Genomic DNA, 14,303 nt, shown 5'->3' with positions numbered 1-14,303 from the left:
TCTCGTACGGGGCTCCACACGTGTACGGACCCTGGTACCCGGCTCCACTCAGGCCCCTTCGACGGCCCGGGTGTACTCCCGCTCGTTGCGTTCGGCGCGCCGCACGTACCAGCCGGCGAGGGCGAGGAAGAGCGGGTACACGGCGATGCCGAGCACGCCCCAGACGAGGAGCGGGGGCACCGGCCCGAGGCCGGTGCCGGGGAGTTCGCGCAGCAGCAGGGGCAGGGTCGCGACCAGCACGGCGAGGGTGCCGCCGACGGCGAGACCGGCCCGCAGCTGGGCGCGGATCAGCCGGCGCACCTCGGTGTGGACGGCGGGCGGCAGCCGGTCGGACCGCTCGGCGGCGGGCCGGTACGCCGCGGGCACGGCCGTGGCACCCGGGCTGCGGGTGACCACTTCGCGCCGGGGAACCGGTTCCGCTGCCATACGCACGCCCTCCCGCTCCTCGGTGCGGATCACCCGGCGGATACCGCGCGGTATCCGCACCGAGGGTGGAGTGTACGCAGCGGACCGGAGCACGACCAGAGCTTCGGGGCAATCTTCCTGTACGGGACAACGATCCGTTCGGGCCCGGGAGGCCCCCCCGCCGCCTACGGCTTCGACAGGGTGACAGCCGGGGTGCCGTAGACCTTGAGCTCGTAGAGCGAGTAGCCGTACGGGGTGGCGCGCTGGGTCCCGTACACCCGGACGTAGCGGGCGGTGCCGGTCACCGGGATCTCGTCGGTGCCGCCGTCGCCGGTCGTGGTGCTGTGGAGGTCGGTCCAGGTGGTGCCGTCGAGGGAGCCCTGGACGCGGTACGCACGGGCGTGGGCGGCTTCCCAGTCGAGGCGGACGCGGGAGAGGGCGGCGGGGGCGCCGAGGTCGACGCGGAGCCACTGCGGGTCGACCCCCTCGGCGGAGGCCCAGCGGGTGCCGGACTGTCCGTCGACGGCCTTGCCGGCCTCGAGTCCGGCGGCCTCGACGGAGGAGGCGGTGGCGGGCCGGCCCTGGGAGAGCAGGGTGCCGGGGGCCGGGGTGGGAGTCGGCGTGGGGGTGGGGGTGGGGGTGGGGGTGCCGGAGCCGGAGCCGGTGAGCTGGTAGGCGCGCATGTTGCGGAGCAGCAGATAGGTGTCGCGCAGGGAGCCCGAGGTGTCGCCGAGGGAGCGGTAGATGCCCCACTTGGGGCGCACCCGGTCGGCGAGGAAGGTGTCGACGCCGGTCTTGGTGGCGTCCACGACGGTGGTGCCGCCGCTCTTGACCACCCAGCGGACGGAGCCCGCCGTACCGTCGCCGATCTTCATCTCGTACTCGATGTCGATCCACTTGTTCTGCAGCGGTTCGAGGTCGGTGCGGCCGACCAGGATGTCTCCCGCGAAGATCTTGTGCTCGATGGTCTGCCTGCCGTTGACGCGGCGCAGCGAGGTGACCGTGATCGGCGAGGATCCGTCGCCGGGCTGCTTGGTCTGCATGATGTGGGTGAAGGTCGTGGTCGCCATGAGCGAGCCGGGGATGTACATCGAGTATGTGACACGCCAGGTCTCGCCGGGCTTCCAGGAGAGATAGCCGGCGGAGGAGGTGCGGTTGCCGGTGACCTCCTGGCGCTGCCGGTCGGTGGCGGAGTCGCGGTCGACCATGTGCATGTCGAAGCGGTAGGCGTCGCCGGCGACCTTGATGTGCGGCTGTCCGCCGGGGTGCGAGTCGGCGCGGTCGTCCTCGACGGTCTCGAAGGCCCCGAGTTTGGCGGTCGCGGGGTCGGGCGACCAGCGCAGGGTCCAGGCGGGGGCCGCATCGGCGTGCGGCGGCGAGGTCATGGTGCCGAGCAGGGTGAGGACGAGGGCGCTCAGGGCCGCCGCGAGAGCGGCCGGGATCGTACGCCGCCGGGCCGAGTGAGCCGGTCGTGCCATGCGCCACCTCCGGGTGGGGGACGGGACGGGCGTGATGGGTGCACGACATAGTGCCGGGACGGCGGGAGTTAGTAAAGGTTCCTGACAGTTTTGGTGCGGGGTGGGGTGGGGTGAGGTGGACTCGGGTGCGGAAATGCGTGATGGGGTGGCGGGGCCGAAGCCCTGCCACCCCATCACGGGTGAACCCTGGTGTCCGAGGGGGGACTTGAACCCCCACGCCCGATAAAGGGCACTAGCACCTCAAGCTAGCGCGTCTGCCATTCCGCCACCCGGACAAGGTGTGCGCTCCGGGCCCTGCGGGCCGCGGCGACGAGGATCAATCTACCAGGTGTTCGAGTCGTCGTTCACCACGTTTCAGGTGGTCAGCGCCGTGCGCACGGACGCCTGGTGGAGTTGCTCGGGCGGCAGGCCCGCCGGGGGCCGGGAATGCGGGAGCCGGGCCGGCGGGCCGGCGGGCCGGCCGTGCGGCGGTGCGGCGGTGCGGCGGGCCGGTGGTGCGGGCTTGTCATACTGCTGCGATGCCGCCCTCGCAGCACACCGCCCCGCCCCGGCACCCCATGACCCCCGCTCACGGCCCCGGCCCCGGCCTCGCCCTCTCCCCCGAGCCGATAACGGCCGACCCGCCGCATCTCGCCGGGCCGACCCTGCTCACCCAGTCCTGGCTCGACCTGGCCTTTCTGCACTGGGCGGTGGACCCGGCCGAGGTGGCGCCGCTGCTGCCGCCGGGGACGGTGCCCGACACGTTCGAGGGCGCCACGCACGTCGGCCTGGTGGCGTTCCGAATGCACCGGGTCGGCTGGTTCCGGCTCCCCGGTGTCCCGTACCTCGGAAGCTTCCCGGAGACGAACGTACGGCTGTACTCGGTGGACGAGCACGGGCGCCGGGGCGTGGTCTTCCGCTCGCTCGACGCCTCGCGGCTGCTGCCGGTGGCGATCGGCCGGTGGGCGTTCCGGCTCCCGTACGTCTGGTCGAAGATGGCGGTCCGGCGGGACGGCGACACCGTGACGTACACCAGCCGCCGGCGCGGGCCGGGGCCGCGCGGCGCGCGCAGCGCCCTCGCGGTGCGGATCGGCGAGCGGGTCACCGAACCGACGGCGCTCGAACACTTCCTGACCGCCCGCTGGGGCCTGCACACCACCGCTCTCGGCCGCACACGCCACCTGCCGAACGCGCACCCGCGCTGGCCGCTGCACCGCGCCGAGCTCCTCTCGTACGACGAGGACCTCATCGCGGCGGCCGGTCTCACCCGCCCGCCGGGCGACCCGGTGAGCGTGCTCTGGTCCCCCGGAGTCCCGGTCCGCTTCGGCCCGCCGGGCCGCAACCCGCAGGCGCGCACGCCGGCCGGCCCGTACGCACCGGAGGCCGGCCGCGCCCCCGCCCCGCGCCGGCCGGGCGCGGCCTCATGACCACCTCGGCCGCCGCCGCCCGGTTCATCCGCTTCCAGGGCACGGAGCGCAGCCCACGCGGGCACTTCCCGGGTGTCTTCGCGCTGGCCAACGGGCTCGCGCGGCAAGGACTTCTGAGCGAGGCGGAGCACCGCTTCTGGCGGGCCGCCAACGACTGGTACGACGCCGCGTACCCGAACCCGTCCGAGACCGATCCGGGCGTGTACGACCCGGAGGTGAACCCCGGCGCCGTGGCCTGGTTCAAGAGCACCGCCGGCCATCTTCTCGACCGGGTGCCGGGGTACCTGGAGCTGCTCGCCGCGCACGGGGTGGGGTACGAGCGGATCGAGTCGGCGGATCCGGGACGGATCGTGTACGAGGACGAGGTGCAGGTGGTGGCGGTGCCGAGGGCTGACTGAGTGTCGGCCCGGCCGACGGCCTGAACCCTGCCGCCGCTCAAGACCTCAGGCGGCGCCGGCCGCCTCACCGGCCTCCCGCGCGATGCGCTCGAACTGGGCGCCCATCGCCTCGGCGAGCGCCTGGGCGGCGGAGAGCGGCCGGACCATGACGGTGAAGTCGTCGATCTTCCCGTCCTCGTCGAAGTGCAGGAAGTCGCAGCCCTGGATCCGCTTCCCGCCGACCGTGGCGGTGAAGACGAGGGCGTGGTCGCGGCCACCCGCGTCGGCGATCTCGCGTACGTACACGAAATCCTCGAAGACCCGCATCACCCCGCGCAGGATGGCGGCGGTGATCGCCTTGCCCGGGTACGGCTTGAAGGCGACGGGGCTGGTGAAGACGACGTCCTCGGCGAGCAGTGCCTCGATGGCGGCGGTGTCGCGGTCCTCCACGGCCTTGCGGAACGGGTGCATGGTCCGGCCTCTCCTCGTACGGCGACTCAGATTGATACTCAACAAATTGAATATGCACCTCGGAGGCTACGGCGCGCGGTCCGGGCTGTCCAGAGCACTCGTCCGTGTGCCCGTCTGCGGCGCGCCGCCCCGGCCACGTAGGCTCACGGCGCGCGACGCTTGCGACGAGGAGGACCATTGAACGCCACCGAGGAAGACCGGCTCCGGCTGGACGAGGCCGACGTCCGCAACGCGAAGACGACGCTGGTCCAGCTCCTCGCGCGGGCCGGGGTCTACTCCGGTGACGCGGAAGAGCTGATCGGACTCGTCGAGGCCGGGGCCCTCGCCCTGGCCCGGCGCGAACTGGACACCCTCGCCCAGGGCGCCCCGGAGGAGAAGGGCGAGCCCTACGCGGCCGCCTGGCTGGACGGCGCGCGCGCCGCGGCCGACGGGCTCGGCGCCCGCGCCGACCGGACCCTGCGCGAGGCGGTCGCCCGCGGGACCACGGAAGGCGACGGGGCGGACGGCGGCGACGGGGCGGAGCCGCGGCCGCCGGTGGGACGCATGGAACTGGAGCGCGCGAAGGTCGTCGTCCTGCCGCTCTATCTCTCCTTCACCGATGTCTCCGACCTCGACCCGGAGGTCTCCGAGCAGGTCCTCACCGCCGTCCTCGGCACCATGACGGCACGTCAGCGTGCCGCGTACGCGGGTAGGTTGACGCGGTTCGCGGAGGACCGGAAGGACCGCGTGGCACGGATGTACGCCGAGTACGGCCCGGGCAGCCCCATCGCCATCCACGGCCGCTACTCCCTGCTGCACTCCCCCACCAGCATCTCCGTCCTGGAACGTCTGCTGACGACGCCGGAGGAGCTGCGCGCGGAGTGGGACGCGGCCGAGTTGCCGCCGGCCTGGCTGGACGGACTGACCCGGGCCTGGGAAGCGGCGGCGACCACCACCGGCAGCGTCCCGGCATGAGCCGCAAGGGCGACCGTCCGAGCCCTGGGGCGGCACACGGCACACCACCCGAACCACCCGGCCCACCCGTCGAGTTCATCGCGCCGGGCGACCCCGGCGACCCGGCCGGCACGACGGACTCGACGGACTCGACGCGGATCGACTTCGTCGAGTGTCCGCCGCCTCCGCTCTCCGCCGCCGAGCGCTGGGCGGTCGACCGCCACTGGGCCGAGGCCACGGCCGCCAACCCGACAGCCTTCGACGGACCGCTCGTCGCCGCCCTCGGCCTCGACAGGCCCGCGCCCGGCCGCACGGTGGTGCGGTGGGCCCGGATGACGTACCGGAGCCGCGCCCTGCGGTCACTCCGCCCGCCCGGTGCCGTACCGGGTTCCGTCTATGTGACCGTACTGCTGCCGACCGAAGAGGGCCTCGTCCTCGGGCGCGGCTCGCGCACGACGGCGACGCCCGGCCGGTGGAGCCTGCCGGGCGGCGGTGCCGAACCTCCCCCGCCGGGACAGCCGTTGGACCTCGCCGTGCTGCGGCGGCACGCGGCCGTCGAGCTGGCCGAGGAAGTCGGCCTCGTCGTACGGGAGTCGGAGCTGGGGCTGTGGGCGCTGACCCGAGGGGCGCGGTTCGGCAGCCTCGGGTTCCACTTCCTGGCACCCGCCGTTCCGGCCGCGCGGGTGCGCCGGTGTCATGCCGGACTGATCGCCGCGGAGACCGCGCGCGGTCTCGTCCCCGAACTCGACGAACTCGCCTTCACCGCATCCGACTTCGAGCGGTCCGACCCCGATGAGTCTGACGCCGGGAAGTCGGCGCCCGCACCAGGCCCTTGCGCCGACTATCTGCCCCCACTGCTCGCCCGCTACCGCGGGCACTGAGCCGCCGGGGGCGAACTGCACGGCCGGACCGGGCGGTGCCGCGACCTCGGCGGGGAGGGGGGAGGTTCCTCCGCCGTAGTGACTCCTCCGGGGCGCCACCCGGTCCATGCCGTGGACGCGCTGGTTCCCCGTGCCGTGGGGGTGCGCGTCGCGGTCCTCATCCTGGCCGGGCGCCGGCAGCCGGGCCAGGGGTGCCGGGCTGCGTGAACACGCGCTGGCGCGATCCCGCCAGCGCCCGTGGGCCCGGCCGGGGCCGTGAGCTGCGCGTCTGCCATGAACCCCGCCGGAGCGGACGGAACGGAGAGGACACGGGCCCATGCGCCGGCTGGGGATCTAGAAGGACGCCTCCGTCGCGGGCATCGGCCTCACCGCCCGCCTCGGCCTCCGCCGGTCTGCGCGTAGTCGGGACGGTGCTCGGCCGGGACGGCCGCCACCTCGCCTCACCGAGACGCCTACGAGCCCGCCGACACTCGCGTCGTCAACCCGCCGACGAGCGCGGCGAGAAGAGCCGCCACGGCGCCCGCGAGGGCGCCGATGGCGAGGGCGTCGCCGGCGGCCAGGGCGCCGATCAGGCCGCCGAGCGGCGCGCCGTACGCGGCGAGCGAGGCGGCGGCGCCGGTGCGGACGCCGGGCGCGTCCGGGACGGCGAGGGAGGAGAGCGGGAGGAGGGCCAGGCCGGCGGCGAAGCCGGTGAGGAGCAGGGCGGGGAGGACGGCGGCGAAGTAACCGCTCGTCGGCGGGAGCCCGCCGAGGAGGCCGAGCCCGGCGCCCATCAGGAGCGTGCCCAGGAGGATCGAGGACCGGGGCCCGGCGCCTCCCGCGAGCCGGACGGACGCGAGGCGCACGCCCACGGCGGCGGCCGGGATCGCCGGGATCACCATCAGGCCGGCCGCGAACGGGGCGACGCCGTCGACGTGTTCGAGCCGCATGCCCGCCCCGTGGTACAGGCCGAACAGGCCGACGCCGAGCAGGACCAGGCCGCCGTACGCGCCCACCCGGGCCCGGTCCTTGAGCGTGTCGGGGCCGAGGAGCGGGGCGGCCGCCGTGCGCTGCTGCCACAGGAAGACGGCGATCAGCGCCAGGCCGACGAGGCCCACCACCACGGCGACAGGCCGCACTTCCTCGTACACGTCGTGGATGCCGTCGAGTCCGTACGCGAGCGCGCCGAGCCCGGCGCCGCCGAGCAGCACACCGGGCAGGTCGAAGGGGCCGCGCTCGGGGGCGCCCGGCTCGGCCGCACGCCCGTCGACGAGGCGCGCCACGAGGATCAGGGCGAGGACGGCCCACGGGATCCCGGCGTAGATGACCAGCCGCCAGCTGAGCGTTTCGAGGAAGAATCCGGCGACGGCCGCACCCGCGGCGCCGCCTCCGGTGACCACGACCGCGTACACGGCGAAGGCGGTACGCCGTTCCTTCGGGTCGGTCGAGCTCCGGGCCACCAGGGAGAGCGCGGCCGGGGTGAGGAGCGCGGCCGCGCAGCCGTGGAGCACGCGGGAGCCGATCAGCACGCCGGCCGTGGACCGTCCGTCGGACACGGCGTCGATCATGAAGCCTTCGAGGACGGCGGCCACGATGGAGGCGGCGAGCCCGGTGACCATGGTCGCCTTGCGCCCGAGGCGGTCGACGAGATGCCCGCCGAGCGGCAGCAGGGCGCCGAGCGCGACCGCGTACGCCTGGAACACCAGGCCCATGGACTCCCCGTCGATGCCGAGGTCGGCCTGGAGGTAGCGGGCGTTGCGGGTGAGGGCCGCCGCGTCGATCACCACGAGCAGCTGGACGAGGGCGGCCAGGGCGAGCGTCCACCGGCGCCGCGAGCGTCCGGGCGCGGCGCCACGGGGCGCGGTGGGGCCCACGGCCGCCCCCACGGGCACGGCGCCCGCGCCGCCGTACGCGTACGGTGCCGCGTGCGCGGGTGCCGTCGGGGTGTACGCGCCCGGCCCGGCCGCCTGCTGTGCGAGCGCGACCCGCGGGTCCGGCTGGGCCGGTACGACGGGGGTCTGCGGGGTGGGCGCGGCCGCCGGGGTCGCCGCGGGCGGCGGGGCGAAGTCGAGCAACCGGGCGGCGTGGCGGCCGAGTTGGGCGAGCACGGAGCCCGGCAGCCACTCCTCGGTGTCGTCCGTGGCCGTGCGTTCGGCGACCTGCTGCGGCGTGGGCCGCCGGGCCGGTTCCTTCTCCAGACAGGCGCGGACGAGGTCGACGAGCGAGTCCGGTACGCCGGTGAGGTCGGCCTCCTCCTCGGCCACCCGGAACAGATGGGCGTTGAGGCCGGTGTCCGTGGCGCCGAACAGCATGCGCCCGGTCGCCGCGTACACGAGTACCGCGCCGAGGCAGAACACGTCGCTGGCCGGGGTGAGTTCGAGTCCGCGGACCTGCTCGGGGGACATGAAGCCGGGTGAGCCGATGAGCATGCCGGTGCGGGTGTGCAGGCTGTCCCCGGGGAGGCTGTCCATGGCGCGGGCGATGCCGAAGTCGATGACGCGCGGGCCGTCCACGGTCACCAGGACGTTGGACGGCTTGAGGTCGCGGTGGATGAGCCCGGCCTCGTGGACGGCGCGGAGCGCGAGGGCCAGCCGGTTGGCGAGGGCGCGGACGGAGTGCTCGGGCAGCGGGCCGAAGTCCTCGGCCACGACGGAGTGCAGGTCGGGCCCGGGGATGTACTGGGTCGCCACCCAGGGCACCGCGGCCTCGTGGTCGGCGTCGAGCACCGCCGCCGTCCAGTCGCCCCCGACCCGCCGGGCGGCGGCCACCTCGCGCGCGAAGCGGCGCCGGAACTCGGCGTTCCCCGCGTACTCGGCCTGCACGACCTTCACGGCCACGGTGCGGCCGACTTCGGAGCGCCCCAGGTACACGAGGCCCATGCCGCCCGCGCCGAGGCGGGCGATGAGCCGGTACGGGCCGATATGGGTGGGGTCTTCAGCGGTCAACTGGTCCACGAGGCAGGAACATAGTGCAACTGCCCTAGTGTGGTGCCCGGATGGGGCGAGATCGAGATCCACAGCGAGTTCCACATCGAGATTCGGAAGGAGCGGCAGCGTGCAGACCCTCAGCCACGGAGACGTGAAGGCGGCGGTCGAACGCGTCGCGGACCGGGTCCGGCCGGTCACGGTCGTACCCGGCGGCGACGGCGGGGAGGCGGGTCACGAACTCTTCCTCGCGCTTGAGTTCCTCCAGCACACCGGCTCGTTCAAGGCGCGCGGCGCACGGAACTTCCTTCAGGCGCACCACGAGTCCGGCACCCTCCCCGAGGCGGGGGTGACGATCGCGTCCGGCGGCAACGCCGGGCTCGCCTGTGCGTGGGCGGCGCGGGACCTCGGCGTACGGGCGACGGTGTTCCTGCCGGAGACGGCACCGCGGGTGAAGGTGGAGCGGCTGCGCGGGTACGGGGCGGAGGTGCGGCTCGTCGGTACGGAGTACGCGGAGGCGCTGGCGGCCTGCGAGGAGTTCGCGGCCGGGAGCGGGGCGCTGGCCTCGCACGCGTACGACCATCCGCTGATCGCGGCCGGGGCGGGCACGCTGCTGGAGGAGCTCCGGGACCGGATTCCCGGCCTGGACACGGTGGTGGTGTCGGTCGGCGGGGGCGGTCTCTTCGCGGGGGTGGCGACGGCGGCGCGGGAGCACGGGATCCGGACGGTGGCGGTGGAGCCGGAGCACTGCCGGGCCCTGGACGCCGCGCTCGCGGCGGGGGCGCCGGTGGACGTGCCGGTGGACTCGGTGGCGGCGGACTCGCTCGGTGCCCGGCGGGTGTCGGCGGCGGCGCTGCACGCGGCCCGGCAGGACGGGGTCCGTACGCTCCTGGTGCCGGACGCCGAGATCGTACGGGCGCGGCGGGCGCTGTGGGACGAGCGGCGGCTCGTGGTCGAGCACGCGGCGGCGACCGCCCTGGCCGCGCTGTCGGGCGGCTACCGGCCGGAGCGCGGCGAGAAGGTGTGCGTGGTGCTGTGCGGGGCGAACACGGATCCCTCGGATCTGGTGGTCTGACCCGGGTACGGGTGGCGCGAGGGCGGTCCGGCCGTGGACGGCCCGGGACTCCTGGACGGTCCGGTCGGGCGAATGTGCGGGCGGGGGCGTTGGCGGGCGGCGCGCGGGTGGTACGTCGAGGCCATGCAGCCAGGCTCGCCTCCCGCGGTCGCCCCGTTTCTCCGTACGGCCGCCGCCTACGCGTGGCGGCTGCTGGTCGTCGGCACGCTCGTCTACGGCCTCTTCGCGGTGCTCGGGCGGTTCCACGAGATCGGGGTGGCGGTCTTCCTCGGTCTGGTGATCACCGCGCTGCTGCGGCCGGTGGCGGACCTCGTCGCCCGCGGCCTGCCGCGCTCGCTCGCGGTGGCCGTGACGGTGCTCGGCGGCATCGCCCTGGTCCTGGGCGTGCTCGCGCTGGTCGGCGAGGCGGTGGCGGGCGAGCGCACGACGCTGGTGCGGGAGTTCCGGGACGGGGCCGGGCGGATCGAGCACTGGCTGGAGCGGCCGCCGTTCCGGCTCGATCCGGGGGCGCTCTCGGATGTGCAGGCGCGGATCGGGCAGTTCCTCTCCAGCCATCGTTCGACGCTGATCAGTGAGGCGGTGAGCGGGGCGCACCAGCTGGTCGCGGTGTTGACGACGCTGGCGCTCGCGTTGTTCTCGGCGGTGCTGTTCATCTACTCGGGCGACCGTCAGTGGACCTGGTTCCGGGAGCAGTTGCCGGGATCCGCGCAGGCCCGGGTGGACGTCGGCGGTCGGGCGGCCTGGCGCACCTTCACCGGCTACACCCACGGCATCGTCCTGGTGGCGGCGACGAACGCGGTGCTTGTGGGTCTCGCCCTGTGGCTGCTCGACGTGCCGCTCGCGGTGCCGCTCGCCCTGCTGGAGTTCGCGGCCGCGTTCATCCCGCTGATCGGCTCCCCGGTGGCGCTCGCGGTCGCCGCGGTGGTCGCGCTGGCCGCGAAGGGGCCGCTGGTGGCGGGGATCGTGGTCGCGCTGATCGTGGTGATCGGCCAGATCGAGGGCCATCTGCTGCATCCGCTGGTGATGAGCTGGGCGGTGCGGCTGCATCCCCTGGTGGTGGCGATCTCGGTGGTCGCCGGCTCGATCGCGGCGGGCTTCGTGGGTGCGGTGGTGGCGGTGCCCCTGGTGTCGGTGGTGTGGTCGGTGCACTCGGCGCTGCGCGAGGAGCGGGCGGTGGAGCGGGCCCTGGCGGAGGAGGGCCCGGACGGCGGGTCGTGACGGCCGGGTCACCGGCGTGATCAGGGGCGTGATCAGCGGCGTGAGGTGAGGATGCTGGCCGCGTTCGCGGTGACGACCGCGGCGATCGCCGCCGCGTCGAGCAGGCCGAGCCGCTGACCGAGGCCGATCCACCCGACCAGGGCGGCGAGCACCGGGTTGACGCTCATGAAAAGGCCGAAGGCGGCCGGTGGGACATGGCGGAGGGTGAAGAGGTCGACCAGATAGGGGACGGCCGTGGAGAGGACGCCGGCGGCGACGGCGCAGGCGAGGGCGGTGGGCGTCGGGGGGTGGTGGACCGCGACGAGGACGCCGATGGGGAGGAAGGCCAGCGCGGACAGACCGGCCGCGGCGGCGCTGCCCTGGGCGCCGGGGATGCGACGGCCGACGGTGCGGTTGAGCAGGATGTACGCCGCCCAGCAGGCCCCGCCGAGCACGCCGACGGCCAGGCCGAGGTAGTCGGTGGAGGGCTGCGGGCGCATCAGGGTGACCACCCCGGCCGCGGCGAGGACGGCGCAGGCGGCGTCGACGCGGCGGCGGGTGGCGGCGAGGGCGATGGCGAGCGGGCCGAGGAACTCCAGGGTCACGGCGAGGCCGAGGCCGACCCGGTCGATGGCCGTGTAGAGGGAGAGGTTCATCGTGCCGAAGACGCCCGCAAGGAGGAGCACCGGCCACCACTGCCGCCAGGTGAACGCGCGCAGCCGGGGCCGGCCGACGGCGATCAGGACGAGGGCGGCGACGTACTGGCGGACGGCGACCACGCCGAGCGGCCCGATGACGGGAAAGGCGAAGGAGGCGGTCGCGGCGCCGATCTGGGTGGACAGGCCGCTGCCCAGCATGGCGGCCACACCGGCCGCCGAGGTCCGGGGCGCTTCGGACGCGGGTGAGGCGGGGGAAACGGACGACGAGGAGGAGGACGGAGAGGGGGAAGGGGAAGGGGAGGAGGAGGCGGCGAGGTCTGCGGGCATGGGGCGATCGTTCTCGCCGCGGCCGTTTGCGCAAAATGCATGATCGGCTGGTATCTATACGCTGGGCGTATGGATATCGAGCTGCGGCAGCTGCGCTGTCTGGTCGCGATCGTCGACGAGGGCACCTTCACGGACGCCGCCCTCCGGCTCGGCGTCTCCCAGGCCGCGGTCTCCCGCACCCTGGCCGCGCTGGAACAGGCCCTGGACGTACGCCTGTTGCGGCGCACCTCGCGGTCAGTGACGCCGACGGCCACCGGGACGCGGGTGGTGGCGCACGCCCGCCGGGTGCTCGCGGAGGCGGCGGAGCTGCTACGGGTGGCGGCCGCCGGGGAGGGCACGCTGCGCGTCGGCTACGCCTGGTCGGCGCTCGGCCGGCACACCCCGGCCTTCCAGCGGCAGTGGGCGGCGGCGCACCCGGGGACGGAGCTCCAGCTGGTGCGGGTGAACTCGCCCACCGCCGGGCTCGCCGAGGGCTCCTGCGACCTGGCGGTGCTGCGCAGGCCGCTCGAGGACCGGCGGTTCGACTCGGCGATCGTCGGCCTGGAGCGGCGGCTGTGCGTGATGGCCGCCGACGAGCCGCTGGCCCGGCGCCGTTCGGTACGCCTCGCCGATCTCACCGGGCACACGCTCCTGGTCGATCCGCGCACCGGGACCACGACGCCGGAGCTGTGGCCGCCGGACGCCCGGCCGGCGACGGAGGAGACCAGCGACGTGGACGACTGGCTGACGGCGATCTCCACCGGCCGCCGGATCGGCATGAGCGCCGAGGCGACGGCCAGCCAGTACCGCCGCCCGGGCGTGGTCTACCGCCCGGTGCGCGACGCCGAACCGGTCGCGGTCCGGCTCGCCTGGTGGCGCGACGACCCGCACCCGGCGGCGCAGGCGGTCATCGAGCTGTTGACCGGCCTGTACCGGGCGCCGTGACGCGACGCCGCGGAGCGGCGAGTGCCGTGACCGGGGTCAGACGGCGTGGGCGGCGCGCAGTGCCGCGATGTCCTCCGGCCCGTAGCCGAGTTCGGCGAGGACCGGCTCGGTGTGCTCGCCGATGGCGGGGACGGGGTCCATGCGCGGCTCGGTGCCGGCCAGGTCGGCGGGCGGCCGCAGCGCGGGGACGGGCGTGCCGCCGGGTATCCGTACGTCCCGCCAGCGCTCCCGGGCCTCCAGGACCGGGTGGTTCAGGAACGCCTCCATGTCGTTGACGCCGGCGTTGGCGATGCCGGCCTCGTCGAGGATCGCGCCCGCGGCCGCGCTGTCCAGCTCCGTGAACCGCTCAGCCACCAGGGCGTCGAGCGCGTCGCGGTGGGCGACCCGGTCGGAGCCGGTGGCGAACCGCGGGTCCTCGGTGAGTTCGGGCCGCTTGAGGAACCGCTCGCACAGGGCGGCCCATTCGCGTTCGTTCTGGATGGAGAACAGCACGTCCTTGCCGTCGGCGGCGGTGAAGGCGCCGTAGGGGGCGATGGTGGCGTGCCGGGTGCCGATGCGCGGCGGCTGGGTGCCGCCGAAGCGGGTGTAGTAGGCGGGCTGGTGCATCCACTCGGCGAGCGCCTCGAAGAGGGAGACCTCGACGGCCCTGGCCCGGCCGGTGGTGGCGCGGGTGAACAGGGCGGTGAGGATCCCGGTGTACAGGTACATCCCGCCGGCGATGTCGGCGACGGAGATCCCGGCGCGGGCGGTGCCGTGCTCGTTGCCGGTGAGCGAGACCAGGCCGGTCTGGCACTGCACGAGCAGGTCGTAGGCCTTGCGCTCGGACCACGGACCGCTGGTGCCGTAGCCGGAGAGGCCGGCCGGGATCAGCGAGGGGAAGCGCTCGGCGAGTGCCTCGGGGGCGAGGCCGAGGCGGGCGGCGGCTCCGGGGGCCAGGTTCTGCACGAACACGTCGGCCCGGGCGAGCAGCCGCTCCAGGACCTCGCGGCCGGCGTCGGTCTTGAGGTCGAGGGTGATCGACTCCTTCGAGCGGTTGAGCCAGACGAAATAGCTGGACTCGCCGTGCACGGTGGTGTCGTAGCGCCGGGCGAAGTCGCCGTCGCCGGGCCGCTCGACCTTGATCACGCGGGCGCCGAGGTCGGCGAGCTGGCGGGTGGCGAAGGGGGCGGCCACCGCCTGTTCGAGGCTGACGACGGTGATGCCGGTGAGCGGCAGGTCTGCAAGGCGTCCGGTCATCGGGCGACCTCCTGGGGCCGTACGGGGGGGG

General features: G+C 74.6%; 13 protein-coding genes, 1 tRNA gene and 1 pseudogene. 7 read left to right on the top strand and 8 right to left on the bottom strand.

Going from position 1 to position 14,303, the window contains the following annotated elements; genetic code table 11:
- Positions 1-48: 48 nt before the first annotated feature.
- The 4 genes and pseudogenes from AB0C73_RS08700 to AB0C73_RS08685 form a co-directional block, all read right to left on the bottom strand.
- The gene (locus AB0C73_RS08700) at positions 49-426 is read right to left on the bottom strand and encodes a hypothetical protein (protein WP_362526271.1); all 378 of its coding nucleotides are present in this window, start codon (positions 424-426) and stop codon (positions 49-51) included.
- Positions 427-590: 164 nt separating this feature from the next.
- Positions 591-1,088, bottom strand: coding sequence for a discoidin domain-containing protein (locus AB0C73_RS08695; protein WP_362526408.1), 498 nt, complete (start codon positions 1,086-1,088; stop codon positions 591-593).
- Positions 1,071-1,790, bottom strand: a pseudogene (locus AB0C73_RS08690) (Tat pathway signal sequence domain protein); the annotation flags it as partial. The gene AB0C73_RS08695 and the pseudogene AB0C73_RS08690, both read right to left, overlap by 18 nt.
- Before the next feature lie 280 nt (positions 1,791-2,070).
- Positions 2,071-2,158: transfer RNA gene (locus AB0C73_RS08685), tRNA-Leu, on the bottom strand.
- Positions 2,159-2,440: 282 nt separating this feature from the next.
- On the opposite strand from AB0C73_RS08685, the gene AB0C73_RS08680 reads away from it, so the two are divergent.
- Entirely contained in the window at positions 2,441-3,289 is an 849-nt protein-coding gene (locus AB0C73_RS08680) for a DUF2071 domain-containing protein (RefSeq protein ID WP_362526405.1), read from the top strand.
- Complete coding sequence (locus AB0C73_RS08675; RefSeq protein ID WP_362526268.1) at positions 3,286-3,687, top strand: hypothetical protein; 402 nt, start codon at positions 3,286-3,288, stop codon at positions 3,685-3,687. Before AB0C73_RS08680 ends, AB0C73_RS08675 begins: the two co-directional genes overlap by 4 nt.
- A gap of 45 nt (positions 3,688-3,732) precedes the next feature.
- Here AB0C73_RS08675 and AB0C73_RS08670 read toward each other — a convergent pair whose 3' ends face one another.
- The gene (locus AB0C73_RS08670; RefSeq protein WP_362526265.1) at positions 3,733-4,137 is read right to left on the bottom strand and encodes a nuclear transport factor 2 family protein; all 405 of its coding nucleotides are present in this window, start codon (positions 4,135-4,137) and stop codon (positions 3,733-3,735) included.
- A 177-nt stretch (positions 4,138-4,314) separates the two neighbouring features.
- Here AB0C73_RS08670 and AB0C73_RS08665 point away from each other — a divergent pair, with 177 nt between their 5' ends.
- Both AB0C73_RS08665 and AB0C73_RS08660 read left to right on the top strand, forming a co-directional pair.
- Positions 4,315-5,091: a hypothetical protein gene (locus tag AB0C73_RS08665; RefSeq protein ID WP_362526263.1), complete on the top strand. Its 777-nt coding sequence runs from the start codon at positions 4,315-4,317 to the stop codon at positions 5,089-5,091.
- A complete protein-coding gene (locus AB0C73_RS08660) occupies positions 5,088-5,951 on the top strand; it encodes an NUDIX hydrolase (protein ID WP_362526261.1) in 864 nt (287 codons plus the stop codon). Before AB0C73_RS08665 ends, AB0C73_RS08660 begins: the two co-directional genes overlap by 4 nt.
- Before the next feature lie 452 nt (positions 5,952-6,403).
- On the opposite strand, the gene AB0C73_RS08655 is transcribed toward AB0C73_RS08660, so the two are convergent.
- Positions 6,404-8,884 carry an MFS transporter gene (locus AB0C73_RS08655; protein WP_362526259.1) on the bottom strand — a complete coding sequence of 827 codons (2,481 nt, stop codon included), beginning with the start codon at positions 8,882-8,884 and terminating at the stop codon, positions 6,404-6,406.
- Between the two features lie 100 nt (positions 8,885-8,984).
- On the opposite strand from AB0C73_RS08655, the gene AB0C73_RS08650 reads away from it, so the two are divergent.
- Both AB0C73_RS08650 and AB0C73_RS08645 read left to right on the top strand, forming a co-directional pair.
- Positions 8,985-9,929, top strand: coding sequence for a threonine/serine dehydratase (locus AB0C73_RS08650; RefSeq protein ID WP_362526257.1), 945 nt, complete (start codon positions 8,985-8,987; stop codon positions 9,927-9,929).
- Positions 9,930-10,052: 123 nt separating this feature from the next.
- Positions 10,053-11,147, top strand: coding sequence for an AI-2E family transporter (locus tag AB0C73_RS08645; protein WP_362526255.1), 1,095 nt, complete (start codon positions 10,053-10,055; stop codon positions 11,145-11,147).
- A gap of 32 nt (positions 11,148-11,179) precedes the next feature.
- Here AB0C73_RS08645 and AB0C73_RS08640 read toward each other — a convergent pair whose 3' ends face one another.
- Complete coding sequence (locus tag AB0C73_RS08640; protein WP_362526252.1) at positions 11,180-12,112, bottom strand: EamA family transporter; 933 nt, start codon at positions 12,110-12,112, stop codon at positions 11,180-11,182.
- 69 nt (positions 12,113-12,181) lie between these two features.
- Here AB0C73_RS08640 and AB0C73_RS08635 point away from each other — a divergent pair, with 69 nt between their 5' ends.
- Positions 12,182-13,036, top strand: a complete 855-nt coding sequence (locus AB0C73_RS08635; RefSeq protein WP_362526250.1) for a LysR family transcriptional regulator — start codon at positions 12,182-12,184, stop codon at positions 13,034-13,036.
- 36 nt (positions 13,037-13,072) lie between these two features.
- On the opposite strand, the gene AB0C73_RS08630 is transcribed toward AB0C73_RS08635, so the two are convergent.
- Entirely contained in the window at positions 13,073-14,272 is a 1,200-nt protein-coding gene (locus tag AB0C73_RS08630; RefSeq protein WP_362526248.1) for a CaiB/BaiF CoA-transferase family protein, read from the bottom strand.
- Between the last annotated feature and the right edge of the window lie 31 nt (positions 14,273-14,303).

It is taken from the genome of Streptomyces sp. NPDC048623 (assembly GCF_040650755.1).
In the GTDB taxonomy this organism is placed as follows: Bacteria; Actinomycetota; Actinomycetes; order Streptomycetales; family Streptomycetaceae; genus Streptomyces.
This window is presented reverse-complemented; position numbering and strand designations above follow the sequence as displayed.